This window comes from Streptomyces sp. NPDC050448, from assembly GCF_040655295.1.
GTDB lineage: Bacteria > Actinomycetota > Actinomycetes > Streptomycetales > Streptomycetaceae > Streptomyces.
The window spans coordinates 91,556-107,881 of record NZ_JBFAJR010000014.1; the positions used below are offsets into that span (position 1 = coordinate 91,556).

13 protein-coding genes and 1 pseudogene are annotated in these 16,326 nt (G+C 71.8%); 8 read left to right on the plus strand and 6 right to left on the minus strand.

All coding sequences use genetic code 11. From position 1 onward, the window contains the following. Window positions 1-80 precede the first annotated feature (80 nt). From AB0I68_RS18845 to AB0I68_RS18860, 4 genes are all read left to right on the plus strand, one after another. Window positions 81-818 (plus strand): response regulator transcription factor, encoded by a 738-nt coding sequence (locus tag AB0I68_RS18845; RefSeq protein WP_363178437.1) that lies wholly within the window; start codon window positions 81-83, stop codon window positions 816-818. A gap of 327 nt (window positions 819-1,145) precedes the next feature. After that, window positions 1,146-3,500 carry a phosphoketolase family protein gene (locus AB0I68_RS18850; RefSeq protein ID WP_363178438.1) on the plus strand — a complete coding sequence of 785 codons (2,355 nt, stop codon included), beginning with the start codon at window positions 1,146-1,148 and terminating at the stop codon, window positions 3,498-3,500. 119 nt (window positions 3,501-3,619) lie between these two features. Further along, entirely contained in the window at window positions 3,620-3,850 is a 231-nt protein-coding gene (locus tag AB0I68_RS18855; RefSeq protein ID WP_363178439.1) for a BON domain-containing protein, read from the plus strand. Between the two features lie 120 nt (window positions 3,851-3,970). Further along, window positions 3,971-4,663, plus strand: coding sequence for a response regulator transcription factor (locus tag AB0I68_RS18860; RefSeq protein ID WP_363178440.1), 693 nt, complete (start codon window positions 3,971-3,973; stop codon window positions 4,661-4,663). A 40-nt stretch (window positions 4,664-4,703) separates the two neighbouring features. Here AB0I68_RS18860 and AB0I68_RS18865 read toward each other — a convergent pair whose 3' ends face one another. The 3 genes from AB0I68_RS18865 to AB0I68_RS18875 all read right to left on the minus strand — a co-directional run bounded on the left by AB0I68_RS18865 (window position 4,704) and on the right by AB0I68_RS18875 (window position 8,355). Next, entirely contained in the window at window positions 4,704-6,437 is a 1,734-nt protein-coding gene (locus AB0I68_RS18865) for a GAF domain-containing protein (RefSeq protein WP_363178441.1), read from the minus strand. Between the two features lie 158 nt (window positions 6,438-6,595). After that, entirely contained in the window at window positions 6,596-7,456 is an 861-nt protein-coding gene (locus AB0I68_RS18870; protein ID WP_363178442.1) for a universal stress protein, read from the minus strand. Further along, window positions 7,453-8,355: a universal stress protein gene (locus AB0I68_RS18875; protein ID WP_363178443.1), complete on the minus strand. Its 903-nt coding sequence runs from the start codon at window positions 8,353-8,355 to the stop codon at window positions 7,453-7,455. The genes AB0I68_RS18870 and AB0I68_RS18875 overlap by 4 nt, the downstream gene beginning before the upstream one ends. A gap of 263 nt (window positions 8,356-8,618) precedes the next feature. Here AB0I68_RS18875 and AB0I68_RS18880 point away from each other — a divergent pair, with 263 nt between their 5' ends. The 4 genes and pseudogenes from AB0I68_RS18880 (at window position 8,619) to AB0I68_RS18895 (ending at window position 11,611) form a co-directional block, all read left to right on the plus strand. Beyond that, entirely contained in the window at window positions 8,619-9,242 is a 624-nt protein-coding gene (locus AB0I68_RS18880; RefSeq protein WP_363178444.1) for a CBS domain-containing protein, read from the plus strand. A gap of 34 nt (window positions 9,243-9,276) precedes the next feature. Beyond that, a complete protein-coding gene (locus tag AB0I68_RS18885) occupies window positions 9,277-10,164 on the plus strand; it encodes a universal stress protein (RefSeq protein WP_363178445.1) in 888 nt (295 codons plus the stop codon). A gap of 168 nt (window positions 10,165-10,332) precedes the next feature. Then, window positions 10,333-10,485 (plus strand): annotated as a pseudogene (locus AB0I68_RS18890) (universal stress protein); the annotation flags it as partial. A 136-nt stretch (window positions 10,486-10,621) separates the two neighbouring features. Further along, on the plus strand, window positions 10,622-11,611 hold the full coding sequence (locus tag AB0I68_RS18895; protein ID WP_363178446.1) for a nitroreductase: 990 nt from the start codon (window positions 10,622-10,624) through the stop codon (window positions 11,609-11,611). Window positions 11,612-11,785: 174 nt separating this feature from the next. On the opposite strand, the gene AB0I68_RS18900 is transcribed toward AB0I68_RS18895, so the two are convergent. From AB0I68_RS18900 to AB0I68_RS18910, 3 genes are all read right to left on the minus strand, one after another. After that, window positions 11,786-12,820 carry an endonuclease/exonuclease/phosphatase family protein gene (locus tag AB0I68_RS18900; RefSeq protein ID WP_363178447.1) on the minus strand — a complete coding sequence of 345 codons (1,035 nt, stop codon included), beginning with the start codon at window positions 12,818-12,820 and terminating at the stop codon, window positions 11,786-11,788. A gap of 240 nt (window positions 12,821-13,060) precedes the next feature. After that, the gene (locus tag AB0I68_RS18905; protein ID WP_363178448.1) at window positions 13,061-13,648 is read right to left on the minus strand and encodes a hypothetical protein; all 588 of its coding nucleotides are present in this window, start codon (window positions 13,646-13,648) and stop codon (window positions 13,061-13,063) included. A 275-nt stretch (window positions 13,649-13,923) separates the two neighbouring features. Continuing rightward, entirely contained in the window at window positions 13,924-16,323 is a 2,400-nt protein-coding gene (locus tag AB0I68_RS18910) for a glycosyl hydrolase family 65 protein (RefSeq protein ID WP_363178518.1), read from the minus strand. Window positions 16,324-16,326 lie beyond the last annotated feature (3 nt).

Genomic DNA, 16,326 nt, shown 5'->3' on the forward strand with positions numbered 1-16,326 from the left:
GTCCGATCGGCCCGTCCCGAAGGCAGGATGCAGACACCCGCACGCCCGCGGAGGGTGGGCACCCTTGGAGGAGTTGCGTCATGCCGGAGAGCGGCCCGTCCTCACCCTCGAAGCCGCCCGCGCCGATCAGCGTGTTCCTCCTGGACGACCACGAGGTGGTACGCCGGGGTGTCCACGATCTGCTGGACGCCGAGCCCGACCTGACCGTGGTCGGTGAAGCGGGAACGGTCGAACAGGCCCTGATCCGTATCCCGGCGCTGCGTCCGCAGGTGGCCGTTCTGGACGTCCGGCTGCCGGACGGCGACGGGGTGAGCGTGTGCCGTGAACTTCGTTCCCGGATGCCCGGACTCGCCTGCCTGATGCTCACCTCCTTCGACGACGAGGAAGCACTGCTGGATGCGGTGATGGCCGGCGCATCGGGGTACGTCCTCAAGCAGATCACCGGCACCGACCTCGTCTCCGCCGTACGCACGGTCGCCTCGGGGCAGTCCATGCTCGACCCCGGCGCCACCACCCGCCTGATGGCCCGGATCAGGGGCGACGCCCCGAAGGTGGAACAGCCCCCCGGGCTCTCGGCGTTGACCGACCGAGAGCGCGAGATCCTGGTCCTCGTGAGCGAGGGACTCACCAACCGGGAGATCGGCAAGCAGCTCTTCCTGGCCGAGAAGACGATCAAGAACATCGTCTCGCGGCTCTTCACCAAACTGGGCGTCGAGCGGCGCGTCCAGGCGGCGGTCATCGCCAGCCACGCCATGCTCTCGCCGGCCCAACGCCCTGCGGCGGCACCGGAGTCGGCGGACGGTCCTGCTCGCCACTGACCCGTGCCGGACGGCGCGACGACGCGACGACGCCCGGACCGGGGCAGTCCGGGCCCGAGGTCCAGTGGAGACGACCCGGCGCCGCATCGGATGATGCCGTGTCCGCAATGATCTATTAAAAGGGGTTTCGTCGGCGGCGGGAACGGGGCCCTGACGCCGGCGGCCTTCCGCATCGTCCCCGTCGGGACGTCGCCAGAAGGGGCCGATGGTCCCTCGGCAAGGGCCCACCCTCCCCTGCCGGCCGCCTGCGGACGGGAGCACAGTCTCTTTCATCGACTCATCGGCCCAGTCGACGAACGCCCCGGTCTGCCGCACGAAGGAGCGGAGATGACGAACCACCCGATCCCCGAGCTCGACGCCCACTGGCGCGCCGCGAACTACCTGGCCGTGGGCCAGATCTACCTGATGGACAACCCCCTGCTGACCGAGCCCCTGCGGCCCGAGCACATCAAGCCCCGGCTGCTGGGCCACTGGGGCACCTCCCCCGGCCTCAACCTCGTGCACACCCATCTGAACCGGGTGGTGAAGGAGCGGGCCCAGGAAGCCCTGTGCATCTGGGGCCCCGGCCACGGCGGACCCGCCGTACTGGCCAATTCCTGGCTGGAGGGCTCGTACACCGAGACGTACCCGGACGTCAGCCGGGACGCCGAGGGGATGCGGAAGCTGTTCCGGCAGTTCTCGTTCCCCGGCGGGGTACCGAGTCATGTGGCGCCCGAGACCCCGGGATCGATCCACGAAGGCGGCGAACTCGGCTACTCGCTCGCGCACGCCTACGGCGCCGCCTTCGACAACCCCGGCCTGCTCGTCGCGTGCGTCATCGGCGACGGCGAGGCCGAGACGGGACCGCTCGCCGCCTCCTGGCACTCGAACAAGTTCCTCGACCCGGTCCGCGACGGCTCGGTCCTGCCGATCCTCCACCTCAACGGCTACAAGATCGCCAACCCCACCGTCCTGTCCCGCATCCCCGAAGCGGAGCTGGACGCCCTCCTGCGCGGCTACGGCCACGAGCCGCTCTACGTCACCGGCAACGACCCCCGCAGCGTCCACCGGGCCATGGCCGACGCAATGGACAAGGCCGTGGACCGCATCACCGAGATCCGGCGCGAGGCCCGGGCCGCCGAAGGCGACTCCGCCCGCCGCCCGTGGCCCGTGATCGTCCTGCGGACCCCCAAGGGCTGGACCGGTCCGGCCCGGGTGGACGGCGACCCCGTCGAGGGCACCTGGCGGGCCCACCAGGTCCCCCTGGCCGCCGTACGGGAGGACCCCGAGCACCTGAAGATGCTCGAGCAGTGGCTGCGCTCGTACCGCCCGCAGGAGCTCTTCGACCCCGAGGGGCGTCCCACGGCGCAGGTTCTGGCCTGCGTTCCGACCGGTGACCTGCGGCTCGGCGCCGGCGAGCACGCCAACGGCGGCCGGCTGCTGCGTCCGCTGCCGTTGCCGGGGCCGGGAGCCCACGCGGTGCCGGTGGACAAGCCCGGCAGCTCGCTCCACGAGCCCACCCGGGTACTGGGTTCCCTCCTCGCCGACGTGATGAGGGCGACCGAGGAGAGGCGGGACTTCCGCGTCGTCGGCCCGGACGAGACCGCCTCCAACCGGCTCGACGAGCTGTTCGACGTCACGGGCAAGGCGTGGGAGGAGCTGACCGAGCCCACCGACCTGCATCTGGCGCGAGGCGGCCGGGTGATGGAGATCCTCTCCGAGCACGTCTGCCAGGGCTGGCTGGAGGGGTACCTGCTCACCGGCCGCCACGGGCTCTTCTCCACGTACGAGGCCTTCGCGCACATCGTCGACTCGATGGTCGCCCAGCACATCAAGTGGCTGAAGACGGCCCGCGCACTGCCGTGGCGTGCCCCTGTCGCCTCCCTCAACTACCTGCTCACCTCGCACGTCTGGCGCCAGGACCACAACGGCTTCTCCCACCAGGACCCCGGCTTCGTCGACCACGTGCTGAGCAAGAGCCCGGAGGTCGTACGGGCCTACTTCCCGCCCGATGCGAACACGCTGCTCGCGGTGGCCGACCACGTCCTGCGCAGCCGGGACCAGGTGAACGTGATCGTCGCGGGCAAGCAGCCGTGCTTCGACTGGCTGCCGATGGACGAGGCCCGGACCCACTGCGCCCGCGGCGCCGGCATCTGGGACTGGGCGGGGACGGACGACGGCACACGTGAGCCCGACGTCGTGCTGGCCTGCGCGGGGGACGTTCCGACCCTGGAGGTGCTCGCCGCGGCGGCCCTCCTCCGCGAGCATCTGCCGTCGCTGGCCGTCCGGGTCGTCAACGTCGTCGACATCGCGCGGCTGATGCCCCGGGAGGAACACCCGCACGGGATGACGGACGTGGAGTACGACGCCCTGTTCACCCGCGACACGCCGGTGATCTTCGCTTATCACGGCTATCCGTGGCTGATCCACCGGCTCGCCTACCGCCGTACCGGCCACCCCCACCTGCACGTCCGCGGCTACAAGGAGTCGGGCACCACCACCACGCCCTTCGACATGGTGGTGCGCAACGACCTCGACCGGTACCGCCTCGTCATGGACGTCGTCGACCGCGTTCCCGGCCTGGCCGACCGCGCCGGAGCCCTGCGCCAGACCATGGCCGACCAGCGGATCCGCCACCACGACTGGATCCGCGCGCACGGGAGCGACCTCCCGGAGGTCACGGACTGGTCCTGGCCGTACTGACGGCGACGGCCCGCGCTGCGTTCGGGACGGGCCGGGCGGGTCAGCGCCCTGGTCCGGTCGGCCCTCCCCGTGCGACGGATCGCGCAACAGACGGGAAACGGACACGCAGGGAGGCCAAGGTGTTCCTGCGTCCCGACGCGGAGATCGAGGAAGAGATCCGCCAGGTCGTCCTCGGCGAGCTGCCGCTGCCCGCCCATGTCGAGTTCGCGGTGCTGGACGGTGTCGTCACCCTCCGGGGTCCGCTCCGGGACCGCGCTCTGGCGCCGTTGCCGGCCCGCGGGATCCGGGCGGTCGAGGGTGTGGTGGACGTGCGCAGGGAGCTGGAGGGAGCGGTCGGCACGGCAGCTTGAGCCGTGGAGGTGGTGCAGTCCTCCGGCGTCGTGATCACGACGGCCGCAGGGTGTTTTCGCCTGCCTCTTGAGACAATTCATATGAAATACCGCAAGAGGGGGCCGACCACAGGGGCGCACATGTCCGACGCTGCGAGCACCTCCACCGAGGCGCCCATCCGGGTCTTCCTTCTGGACGACCACGAAGTCGTCCGCCGGGGACTGCGCGATCTCCTGGCCGCCGAGCCCGACATCGAGGTGGTCGGAGAGGCGTCCACCGCCGGGCAGGCGCTGGCCCGTGGTCCCGCGCTCCGACCCCGTGTCGCGGTGCTCGACGTCCGGCTGCCCGACGGCGACGGCATCAGCGTCTGCCGGGAGCTGCGCTCGCGCATGCCGGAGCTGGCCTGCCTGATGCTGACGTCGTTCGACGACGAGGAAGCGCTGCTCGACGCGATCATGGCGGGTGCGGCCGGGTACGTCCTCAAGCAGATCAAGGGGTCCGACCTGGTGTCGGCCGTACGGACGGTCGCGTCGGGCCAGTCCATGCTCGACCCGGCGACCACGGCCAGGCTGATCCACTCGCTGCGGGATCCGCAGGTGGTGAAACCGCCGGAGGACGCGCGGCTGGAGGGGCTCACCGAACGGGAGCGCTCGGTCCTGGAACTCATCGGCGACGGGCTCACGAACCGGCAGATCGCCAAAGAGCTCTACCTGTCGGAGAAGACGGTCAAGAACCACATCTCCCGGCTGCTCGGCAAGCTGGGCGTGGAGCGGCGCGTCCAGGCGGCCGTCATCGCAGCGGAGGTACGCGAACACGACAAGGGCGAACACTGAGGCGAAGGGCGGAACACCGAGGCGCCGGGCAGCCGCCCGCTCAGCCTGTGACCCCGGTGAGCGGAACCCGCCACTCCAGCCTGGTCCCCCGGGCAGCCTGACCCCGTGTGGAGACCGACAGCTCGCCGCCCAGCCGCTCGGCGCGTTCGGACAGGTTGCGGAGACCGCTGCGCCGGCCGCCCTCCGGCATGCCGACCCCGTCATCGCTCACCGACACGGTCAGCACGCCGTCCGAGGCGGTGATGGCCACCTCGGCCGATGTGGCGCCGGCGTGGCGGGCCACGTTGGCCAGGGCCTCCCCGATCACCGCGAGCACCTCGTCGGCCATGGCGGGCGACACGCGCGTGTCGATGAGGCCTTCCATACGCAGGGCCGGCGCGAAGCCGAGCGCTGCGGCCGCCTCGTCCATGGCCTGAACGGCCCGGAGCCTCAGTTTCGGCGCCACCCCCGGCACATCGCGCTCGCGCAGGCCGAAGATCGTCGACCTGATGATCTTGATCGTGGCGTCCAGGTCGTCGATCGCCCGGGCCAGCCGCTCGGCCGCTTGCGGGTGTTCGACGAAGCGCTGGGCGCTCTGCAGCGTCATGCCGGTGGCGAAGAGCCGCTGGATCGCCAGATCGTGGAGGTCACGGGCGATCCGGTCGTGGTCTTCGAGCAGGCTCATCTGCTCCGCGCCCCGCCGTCGGTCGGCCAGTTCCAGTGCGAGTGCCGCCTGGCCGGCGAAGCCCGGTAGCGCGGCGACCGCCGCGGCCGCGAACGGCGGACGGCCCCGGCGCCGGGCCAGCATCAGGACGCCGCTCATCTTCTCCTTCGTACCGACCGTGACGGCGACGGCGGGCCCGAAGCCCGTCCAGCGCTCCGGCTGCACGGTGACCCGCTCATCGGCCTCGACGTCCTGGATCATGGCCAGGCCGTCCTCGGACAGCGCCACGGCGGCGAGGGTGCCCTCGCTGCCGGGCAGCACGATGCCGCGGTGTGCCTCGGCTCCATCGCCCAGGGCCAAGGAGCCCCGGAGTTCGCCGTTCTGGCCGACCAGGTAGAAGACGCCGAGGTCGGCCCGGGTGATGTCACGGGACCGCTCCAGCATTCCTTCGAGCACCTGGGCCTCGGCGGAGCCGGAGAGCAGAGCGCTGGTGAAGTCCGAGATGGCGGCCAGCCAGCGCTCCCTCAGCCTGACCTCCTCGAAGAGACGGGCGTTCTCGATGGCGATGCCGGCCGCGACGGCCAGCGTCGACAGCACGGCCTCGTCCTCCGCATCGAAGTCCGACCCGCCCCTCTTCTCCGTCATGTAGAGGTTGCCGAACACGTCGTCGCGGACCCGGATGGGCACACCCAGGAAGGAGTGCATCGGGGGATGGTTGTCCGGGAACCCGTACGAGGCGGGGTGCTCGGACAGCTCCGACAGCCGCAGCGGCTCGGGGTGGCGGATCAGCTCGCCCAGGATGCCGTGCCCCGAGGGCAGGGCTCCGATCTGCGCGCGCAGCTGGTCGCTGATGCCGACGGTGAGGAACTCGGCGAGTTTCTTGTCGTCGCCGATCACGCCGAGGGCTCCGTACTCGGCGTCCACGAGAACCACGGCGGCCTCGACGATGCCGCGCAGCACCTGCGGCAGGTCGAGTTCCCGGCCCACCGACATCACCGCTTCGAGGAGCCCGTTCAGCCGGTCCCTGGTGCCGCGCACCTCGTCGATCCGGACCTGGAGCTCGTCGAGCAGCTCGTCCAGCCGCAGTCGCGGAACCCGTGGGCCTGCGGCTTCCGGGCCATCCCCGCCCATGAGTACCTCCGGCTGCCGAGCAGGATTCGGAGCGCAGCCCCGCACACTCCACGGTAGCCGTCGGCCCCGACCCGTACCCGTCGGAGGGCGGCGACGGCGCCGTCGGCCCGGATCTCCTGCGCGGGTGGCTGATCGGCGGCGGTGGCCACGGCGGAGGTTCACCTGACCGGAACGGTGATGACCGGGCAGTGTGCCCGGTGCAGCAGACCGTGCACGACCGATCCCAGCCGCATCCCCGTGTAGCCGCCTCTGCCCCTCCGGCCCACGATCACGGCCAGGGCGTGCTCGGCGGCCCGGGCGAGCTCCTCGACCGGGTGCCCGATCGGCACCTCGTGCGTGAGGGGGACGTCCGGGTACTTCTGCGACCAGCCGGCCATGGTTTCGGCCAGCAGGCTCCGGTGGGTCTGCACGCGCGTCGTCCCGTCCTTGAAGGAGACGGCGGGCGGCTGCCACACCCAGAGGGCGCGCAGCGCGACACCGCGCACCTCGGCCTCGTCGAAGGCCAGCGCCAAGGCCGCCTTGGAGCACTCGCTGCCGTCTACGCCCACGACGAGGTACACGGGCTTCTGCGTCACGTGCTCGGCGTCGCCCACGACGACGACCGGGCATCGAGCCTGGGCCGACACCGGAGCCACGAGGGATCCTGCGCTGAGGAACTCCTCCGTCCGGCTCAGGTGCCGGGATCCCAGGACGATCATCCGTGCCTGGCCCGACAGGCGGGTCAGGACCGGGACGGGAGGGCCGTCGAGCAGGCTGGTCGCCACTTCGACCTCCGGATGCCGCCCGCGCACCCATGCGGCAGCCGCTTCCAGGGCCTCCGCCCCCGCTCGGTGCTGCGCGACGGTGTGCGGGGTGGCATCGACGTGCTGGGTGTCATGCTGTGCGGGCACGGCCACGACGAGCCGGAGTCCGAGCCTGCGGCGGTGGCTTTCGTCGGCCGCCCAGGCCAGCGGCAGGTGCCAGTCCCGGGCCGGGTCGATGCCGACCAGGATCTCGCGGCCTGCGGCGGTGAAGGTCATGACTCGCTCCCGTGCTCGTCGTCGTGCCGCGGAATGAGCAGCACGGGGCAGTTCGCATGGTGCAGGAGACTGTGCGTGGCCCATCCGAGGGTGCGGCCCATGGAGCCGGGCGAGCGCCGCCCGCCCATGACCAGCAGGTCCGCATGGAGCGAGGCCTCCACCAGCGCCGCGGACACGGACATGCTCTTCGCCGCGTCCGCCTCCACGGTCAGCGACGGGAACTCGTCGCGGACCTGCCCGGCAACGCCGGTCAGGCTCCGCTCGTGCTCGTCGGCGATGTCTTCGATGTCGTCGAGCATCGTCACGACGTCGCCGACCGACTCCAGCACGTTCCACACGTGGAGCAGCCGCAGCGACGCCTTGCGCAGCTCGGCTTCACGTGCGGCGTACTGGGCGCAGCCGAGGTCGTGTCCGTCGCGGACGCCGACGAGCACCACGCCGGTCTCGGCCGCGTCGTCGGCGCCCCGGACCACGATCACGGGCGTCCTGGCGCCGGCGGCCACCTTGAGGCCGACGGAGCCGAGCATGAGGGAGCTGAAGCCGCCCAGGCCGCGGTTGCCGACCACGACGGTGCCGTGGAGGGCGGCGGCCCTGTGCAGGCTGGGGGCCGCCGCGCTGCGGCTGAACTCCGTGGTCACGCGCAGGCCCGGGTGCTGTTCGGTCACGGCCCGTGCCGTGTCGTCGAGCAGTTCACGGCCCGCTCGGCGGATGCGCTCGATCGTGTCTGCCGAGACGTACAGCGCGCGGCCGTCCGTGTCGGCCCCGTGGACGAGATGCAGGGCGGTGCCCCGGCGTACCGCTTCGTCCGCGGCCCAGAGGGCGGCCTTCTCCGCGGGCTTCGACCCGTCGATCCCGACGATGATCGAGCCCAGTTCCGGACCAGTGGCGTTGGCTTCCATGACTCCTCCTCACCGAGACCCGTCGGGGATCGGTTCTCACGTTGGCACCAGGGGCCTCGGCCCGGAGTGGGCCGCAGGGGGCACTCCGGGGACCAAAGGTCCCTGTTGGGGGGGCCACCGCCCCTTCCCAGGCGGGCAGGCGGGTCCGGTCGGCCCCGGGAGCGGACCGTTCGGCCCTCGAAGGGCAGGCCGGCGAGGCGGATGGTGGCTCGTGAGGGCGCCGTACAGGCGCGTGCACGAGAACCGGTCGACGGGAGCTCCTCATGAACCACACCAGAGTCGGCAGCCTGATGACGGACGACGTCATTTCCGTGGTCCCGTCCACTCCCTTCAAGGACGTGGCCAAGCTGCTCGCCGCACACGACATCACCGGCATGCCGGTCCTGGACGAGGACGACCGGGTGCTCGGCATCGTCTCCGAGAGTGACTTGCTGGCAGGCAAAGCGCAGACGGCCGAAGACCTCATGTCGGCTCCGGCGGTCACGGTCCACGCGCAGCAGACCGTCGCGGAGGCGGCCCGGATCATGACGCAGCGCAGCGTGGAGCGACTCCCGGTCGTCGACGAGGAGGAACGTCTCGTCGGCATCGTGACCCGCCGGGACCTGCTGCGTGTCTACCTCCGCCCCGATCCGGAGATCCGCCGCCACGTCATCGAAGACGTGCTGACGGACACGATGCGCCTGCCCCCCGGCTCTGTGGACCCGCACGTCCTCGCCGGCGTGGTGACCCTCGAAGGCCGGCTGGAGCGGTCCAGTCAGATCCCCGTCCTGATCCGGCTCACCGAACAGCTCGGCGGAGTCGTGGCGGTGGTCGATCAACTGACCGCCCAGTACGACGACGCACGGCTCGTCCCGCCGGAACGCGGACCGCACCCCATCCTCTGGTAAGCGGGCCGCGCCCTTCCCGAGGAGGTCCAGCCTCATGGAACACCACGTCACCGTCGGCGTCGACGGCTCGCCCGAAAGCCGGGCCGCCGCCCGTTGGGCAGCCCGCGAAGCGCTGCTGCGCCGTGTGCCGCTGCGACTGGTTCACGCCGAGGACCTGCTCCTGCCTCCGCTCGCCCCCAGTGGGGATCCCGAGGTCAGGGAACGCTGGACGGACGAGGTCCTCACCGGGGCCGCCGAGGAACTGCGCCGTCGCCACCGTCAGCTGGACATCGTCACCCGCTGCCTGTCCGGACGCCCCTCGGCCGCCCTCGCAGCCGAGGCCGCGGACGCCGCTCTGCTGGTCCTCGGCTCCCGCAGTCTGGGCCGTCTCGTGGGCTTCATCATCGGCTCCGTGAGCCTGTCCACGCTCGCCGCCACCGAGACTCCCGTCGTCCTCGTACGGACGGCGGGCGACCCGGCGACGGACGACCCGGTCGTGGCCGAAGCCCGCCCCGCGTACGGCGAGATCGTCGTCGGCGTCGACGTCCGCCAGGCGTGCGACCGGGTCCTCGCCTTCGCCTTCGAAGAAGCGGCCCGCCGCGACTGCACGCTGCGCGCGGTCCACGGCCGCAAGCTCCCGTCGGTGATGGGCTACGTGCCCGTCCTCGACCCGGACGCCCCACGCGAAGCCGAACGCAGCGCGGCCCGGATGCTCGCCGACATGCTGCTGCCCTGGCGGCACAAGTTCCCCGGCGTGCGCGTCGAGGAGAAGACGTCCATCGGGTCCGCGGGCCGGGAACTCGTCCAGGCCACGGCCGGCGCCGACCTCGTGGTCGTGGGGCGGCACGTCCGCCGCTCGCCGCTGGGCGCCCACCTGGGGCCGGTGGCGCACGCCGTCCTGCACCACGCGGCCGCGCCGGTCGCCGTAGTCGCCCACGACTGATCGCAGATGCCGTCGATGTCCGCACGCGAAAGGGCGGAACCGGCCCCGGACGGCCTGGGCACCGGCAGGGCCGGTCGGCCCCACAAGAGACCCTCCTGGCCCCTCCCCCCGCCGCACGTCACCGGGTGACGCTGAGATCCCCGCACCCGGCCCACGGAGATGAGCGTGATGACGAACCACGTGACCGTCGGCCTGGACGGCTCCCACGAGAGTGCCACCGCCGCCCGATGGGCCGCCCGCGAGGCGGAGCTCAGGGGCCTTGCGCTGCACCTCGTGCACGCGGAGGAGTGGCTGGAACACCCACCGCTGGCGGTCGCGAGTACCGCCGTGATCCGGATACTCGATGCCGCCTCCGACGCGGCCTTCGTCGTCGTCGGCCGACGCATGCGCGAAGGCCTTCGGCACCCACATCGGCGCGATCGCCCACGACTGAAGCCCGCACAGACAGGACCCGATCATGTCCGCACAGCCCCTCGACGCCTCGGCCGTCATATCGCTGATCGAGGACGCCGCCACCGCACCCTCCATGCACAACGCCCAGCCCTGGAAGTTCATCTTCCGGCAGGGCAGCGGCACGATCGAACTGCACGGCGACTCCTCACGCACGATGCCGCACGCCGATCCGAACCACCGGGCGCTCCATCTGGGCTGCGCCGCCGCCCTGTTCAACCTCAGGGTGGCCGCCGTACAGGCGGGATGGGAGCCGGCCGTCCGGATCCTGCCCGTTGCGGACGACCCCTGGTTCCTGGCCGAAGTACACCTCCGGGAACCGGCTGCGCCGGAGCGTGACCTCGCGGCCTTCCACCCCGCCCTGCGCCGCCGGCACACCAGCCGCTTCCCCTTCACCGACGAGGAGATCCCGGCCGCCGTCCAGGACGGGCTGCGCGCCGCCGCCCTCCTCGAAGGCTGCAAGCTGATCCTGCCGGACGCCTGGCACACCGAGGCCGTACTCGATCTCGTGCACGACTCCGAGTACGGAGAGGCGGCGAACTCCGGGCTGCGCGACGAGACCGCCACGTGGACCCGCACCGGCGCGCCCGGCGAAGGGCCCGCCACGGAGGGGATCCCCGCGTACGCCTTCGGCCCGCGGCAGTCCGGCATGAGCGCGCCCGTACGGGACTTCGGCGCGTGGCGCCCGGATCCGGACCGCGAGTCGGCCTCCTTCGAGAAGCACCCGCACATCGCCCTGCTCGGCACCTCGGGCGACACCCCGACGGACTGGATGCAGGCCGGCCAGGCGCTCCAGCGCGTCCTGCTCCAGGCCACGCTCGACGGCCTCGTCACCTCCATGACCTCGCAGCCGCTGGAGTGGCCCGAACTGCGCTGGGCGGTCCGCGACCCGAGCGGCGCGATGGGCCACGTCCACATGGTCATCCGCCTCGGCTACGGCCCCGAGGGCCCGGCAACCCCACGGCGCCCGGCGCAGGACGTGCTCACCGTCGTCTGACTGCGAGCCGGCTCGTACGGGGCGCGCCGTTCGATGCCGGCGTCGTGGCGGGCTGTCGTCATCCGGCATGCCGAGCTCTCGGCCGAGGCCGGCGTGGCAGGCCGAGCCGGTCGGTACCGGCCTCCGGCCTCGGCTTTCTCGTCGCGTTGGCCGGCCCCGAGTTCCTACCGGCGGTCAGAGACGCAGGCGTACCACCAGACCGGCGTGATCGGACGGCCACAGTCCTGTCGGTGTGCGGTCGCGCAGTCTGTCCCCGATCACGCGGGCGACCACCGCCGACAGCCGGCCGGGCTGGTAGAAGACGTAGTCGATGCGGTGGTCCAGCCGGGACGGCACGTTGGTGAGGGCGGGGTCCTGGGCTGCGGTGAATCCGTCTTGCGCGGGGTGGACCGTGTGCCAGGCGTCCTTGTAGCCGCCGCCTGTGAACGTGCCGTACGGGCCGGTCGTGTCCACCGGCAGGGAGTTGAAGTCACCGACCGCGGCGACGGGGTACGGCGACTGCGCCAGCGCGGCGTGCAGCTCCTGCCCCTGGGCGTTGCGGATGGCGGGCACCACGGGCTCCAAGTGCGTGTTCGCCACCCGTACCGGCTTGCCCTCGAGCTTCACGTCCACCGCGGACCAGCCGCGCGGGATGGTGAAGGTGATACCGGACGGGGTCGGGACGACGAGCTTCGCCGTGTAGAGGTGCGACTGGGGGTTGGTGACCCGGACTCCGTCGCGTACGAGGATCACGTCCCGGTCCGTGAAACTCGCCTGCGTGGTGGCGCTGATCGGCAGCGCGCCGCTGAACGTGGTGTCGACGGCGGCCGCCCGGTAGTTGAGCCCCACCTCGCGCAGCGCGCTGAGCATGGTGTCCAGGAAGTCGTAGGTGGTGGTGAGCGGGCCGCCCAGCGGGCCCGTCTTCCACAGGGCGACCTCCTGCAGGCCGATGGCCTCGGGCCGCTCCTTCTTGATCAGGCGGGAGATCGCCCGGGCACGGGCCGGGAAGTCGGTGGCGACCACCTGGCCGTAGGCGGTTCCGGCTCGCCGGACGAGCTCCTGCAGGGTGGGTGCCGTGAAGAGAGGGGTGAGGTCGGCGCCTTGATAGACGTTGTACGTCGCGACGTCGAGCTGCCGGTGGCGGGTACCGGCCTGGGCCGGGGCGGCCATGCCCAGCGCGGCGGCGAGCAGTCCGGCGGCGACGAGCAACGCCGTGAATCTTCGTGCCATGAGCTTCTCCTGATGCCGATCCAGAAATCTGGACGACTTACCAGATATCAGCCCATAGGCCTGGCGAAGCGACGACACAAGCCGGGATCGCTCCTTCTCGATCGATCAGGGCCGTTCGGCGGGGTCACGCCCAACGGCACCGAAGCGCCGGCATCGCCCTTCCAGATCCCCGGACGGCTGACGCAATGGCGGGGGCCGAAAGACAGACCGCAATCCGACCGGGTGGTGCGGGTGGCCGATTCAGTCGTCGTCGGCTCCCGGTCCGCTGCGCGTCCGTCCGGACCAACGGGGCTCGACCCGTTCCCATTCGCGTTCCCATGCGTCGAGGGCGCGGGCATCGAGCCTGCGCAGCCCGAGGTGGACCACACCCACGGCGCAGACGGCGATCAGACCTCCGGTCCAGATCCCGGCGGCAACGGCCGACAGAGCGATGTCGCTGCCGGCGCGCGGGGCCGGGGCTTCCCGGCCCGCATCGTCCACCCAGACCCGCACCGGCTTACCGGAGGCGGTACCCACGGGCACCGCGAGCATCGCGGTGTGGCGGGTGGCTGCGGGGAACCGCCAAGCGGCCTGCGCCGTGGCTCCGGGAACACCGGACACACGACCGCCCGGTCTGCGTTCGGCATCGGTGAGCGTCGTGGCGGTGATCCGGTGCCGGTGTACGGCCTGCTCCTGCGCGGCGCGGCTGTCCGCGTGCCAGGTGGCCAGGCCGGCCGTCGCGCCACAGGCGATCGCGACGAGCAGCGAGAGGATGAGAGCCGCGTGCCAGCCGGTACGTATGCGATCGGCAGCTCGGCGCAGTGGGTTGGGCGAGCTGGTGTGGAACATGGCATACCTCCGCACCGGATAAACGCGAACGAAACGGTCAGCCGGTGGCGGTGATTCCCCGGTGACCGGGTCGGTTCCACTGTCCGCCACAGGGCGGCCCTGCCGCATGGGCCATCGGGGCCCTGCCGGGGCCATTCGGCCCTCTTCGCATACGCGGTCGAGCCGGCCATCGGCCCTGCCGCGCGGTCCGCGTCCACCCGGAAACTCTCCGTACGCACCGGACGCCGGGACGCCCGGACGCCCGGACGCACCGAGGTGGGGGCCCACCGGGAGGGTCAGCCGGGGGCCGAGCGGAACCAGTGCTGCTCGCCGGGAGCCACGGTGACGTGGCGGTCGCCGGGCAGGATCAGCGGGATCGGGCCATGAGGCCCGTCGGGAACCGTCACGCCCAGGCGCCCTGCGAGGAGCCGGATGCGGATGCCGTGGTGACCCCGGTAGCAGAACGTGAACGACAGGCGCGGGATCTCCCGGAGCGGTACCGGGTCGATGCGGAGTCCTTCGGCCCCGGCTTCCAGGCCCGTGAGGCCTCGTTCGACGAGGTCGAGGGTGCCGGCCATCGCCCCGAGGTGGATCCCCTCGCCGGTCGTCCCGCCCTGGATGTCGGTCACGTCGCTGAGCAGCGCCTCCTGGCAGTACCGCCAGGCATCCGCCCCGCCCTGGCGGGCGAGGACCCAGCCGTGGACCAGGCTGCTGAGCGTCGATCCGTGGCTGGTCCGGCGGAGGTAGTAGGCGACGGTCGCCCGCCACCCCGCGTCGTCCAGACGGTAGCCGAGGCGGGCGAAGAGCTCGTGGAGCTCGGCCGGCCGGAAGAGGTAGCCGAGCATGAGCGCGTCGGCCTGCTTGGACGCCTGGTAGCGGTTGACGGTGTCGCCCTCGGCCTCCAGGATCCGGTCGAGCCGGCGGATGTCGCCGTAGCGGGCGCGGTACGCCTCCCATTCCAGCTCGGCCAGTTCGCCGTAGCCCTCGAACTGGCTGATGACACCGGAGTGGAAGGGTACGTACAGGTGACGGGAGATGTCCTCCCACCGGTCGAGTGCCTCTCCGTTGAGGTCCAGGCTGCCGAGGAGTTCCTCCCGGCGGGAGGCCGGAAGGCCGTCGATCAGTTCGAGGCCGCGCGCCAGGACCCACGCGGCGGTCGCGTTGGTGTAGGCGTTGTCGTCGATACCGGGGAGGGCTGCGCCGGGGTAGGCGTCGTGGTACTCGTCCGGGCCCAGGACGCCTCGGATCCGGTATCGCCCGTACGCGTCGTCGTACGAGGCGGCGCCCTCCCAGTAGCGGGCGATCTCCAGCAGCAGCTCCGCACCGGGTCCGTGCATGAAGCCGGTGTCCCCGGTGGTGTACCCGTACCGCCAGACGTTCAGGGCGACGGCCGATCCGACGTGCCGCTGGAGATGCGAGTGGTCGGGAAGCCAGCGGCCCGAACGGGGGTTGAGGTGCAGGGACTGTGTCTCCTCCTGTCCCGAACTTCCGCTCTGCCAGGGGAACATCGCGCCCCGGGCACCGGCACGGCGGGCAGCGGCCCGGGCGGCCGGCAGGCGCCGGTGGCGGTACATGAGCAGGGCCCGGGCCACCTCCGGGAAGTGCAGGGTGATGTAGGGCATGACGAAGAGCTCGTCCCAGAAGACGTGGCCGCGGTACGCCTCCCCGTGCAAGCCCCGCGCGGGCACGCCCGCATCGAGTTCGGCGGTGTGCGGGGAGAGCGTCTGCAAGACGTGGAAGAGGTGCAGTCGCAGAATCCGGCCCGCTTCGCCCGGGACGCGCAACTCGCCCTGGCTCCACAGTCGTTCCCATGCGGCCCGGTGGGTGGCGAGGAGGGCGGGGAACGCGGGTGCCCCTGCGACGTCGGCGACCGCGAGGGAGGGCGGGTCGCCGGACGGCCGGTCCAGGGAGGTGTAAAGGGCCGCCGTCTTCACGACCGTGGTGGGGCGGTCGCGAGTGAGTGGCAGCCGGTACGTCTGGACCGTTGCGGTGGCCGTGCAGCTGTTCCGGCCGCGGACGAGCGGCTGCGTCGTGGTCCTGACCGCCAGTCCGATGCCGATCTGCGACGAGGAGGTCCGGCAGGACAGCCACGCCACGCCGTCCGGCCCGACTCCGCAGCGGTGACCGGTGAGGTGGCGTCCGTCGAGATCCCGGTACCGCGCGACGCCTGCATTGGCCACGTCGCCGTCGAGGATCGCCTCCACCTCGATCTGCCCGCTCCACCCGTACGCGTGGAATGTGGTCCGCTGCGCGGCCAGGTGCGCGTCGCCCATGTGGACGATCCGGGTGTGCGTGACGCCGAGCCGGCGTCCGCTCCCGTCCCTGAACTCCATGCGCCGGTTGAGTATCCCCGTGCGCAGGTCGAGGACGACCCGGTAGTGGCGCAGCCCTCGTGCGTCCGGGGTCAGCCAGTCCCCTGGTGGGGCGCCGTCGGGGAGACAGCGGTAGCGCAGCCGCAGCCAGTTGGGCAGGTTGACCATGTCCTCGTTGTCGGCTTGTTTCCCTGCCACCTCGGAGACGAGGCGGTCGTAGCATCCGGCCGCGTACGTGCCCGGATAGTGGACCGCGTCGGCGGATGCTTCCGGAGCGGCGCCCCGGGTGGCGAACCTGCCGTTGCCGAGCGTGCACAGGGCCTCCACCACCCGTTCCGTCCTCGGGTCGTACGCGTCGTGCTCCCAGGTCCAGGTGGAGGGCATGGC

What these genes read in the sequence shown, in the direction of transcription:
- AB0I68_RS18845 (WP_363178437.1), top strand. Translation starts at nt 81, where the DNA reads ATGCCGGAGAGCGGCCCGTCCTCACCCTCGAAGCCGCCCGCGCCGATC.
- AB0I68_RS18850 (WP_363178438.1), top strand. Translation starts at nt 1,146, where the DNA reads ATGACGAACCACCCGATCCCCGAGCTCGACGCCCACTGGCGCGCCGCG.
- AB0I68_RS18860 (WP_363178440.1), top strand. Translation starts at nt 3,971, where the DNA reads ATGTCCGACGCTGCGAGCACCTCCACCGAGGCGCCCATCCGGGTCTTC.
- AB0I68_RS18865 (WP_363178441.1), bottom strand. Translation starts at nt 6,437, where the DNA reads ATGGGCGGGGATGGCCCGGAAGCCGCAGGCCCACGGGTTCCGCGACTG.
- AB0I68_RS18870 (WP_363178442.1), bottom strand. Translation starts at nt 7,456, where the DNA reads ATGACCTTCACCGCCGCAGGCCGCGAGATCCTGGTCGGCATCGACCCG.
- AB0I68_RS18875 (WP_363178443.1), bottom strand. Translation starts at nt 8,355, where the DNA reads ATGGAAGCCAACGCCACTGGTCCGGAACTGGGCTCGATCATCGTCGGG.
- AB0I68_RS18880 (WP_363178444.1), top strand. Translation starts at nt 8,619, where the DNA reads ATGAACCACACCAGAGTCGGCAGCCTGATGACGGACGACGTCATTTCC.
- AB0I68_RS18885 (WP_363178445.1), top strand. Translation starts at nt 9,277, where the DNA reads ATGGAACACCACGTCACCGTCGGCGTCGACGGCTCGCCCGAAAGCCGG.
- AB0I68_RS18895 (WP_363178446.1), top strand. Translation starts at nt 10,622, where the DNA reads ATGTCCGCACAGCCCCTCGACGCCTCGGCCGTCATATCGCTGATCGAG.
- AB0I68_RS18900 (WP_363178447.1), bottom strand. Translation starts at nt 12,820, where the DNA reads ATGGCACGAAGATTCACGGCGTTGCTCGTCGCCGCCGGACTGCTCGCC.
- AB0I68_RS18905 (WP_363178448.1), bottom strand. Translation starts at nt 13,648, where the DNA reads ATGTTCCACACCAGCTCGCCCAACCCACTGCGCCGAGCTGCCGATCGC.
- AB0I68_RS18910 (WP_363178518.1), bottom strand. Translation starts at nt 16,323, where the DNA reads ATGCCCTCCACCTGGACCTGGGAGCACGACGCGTACGACCCGAGGACG.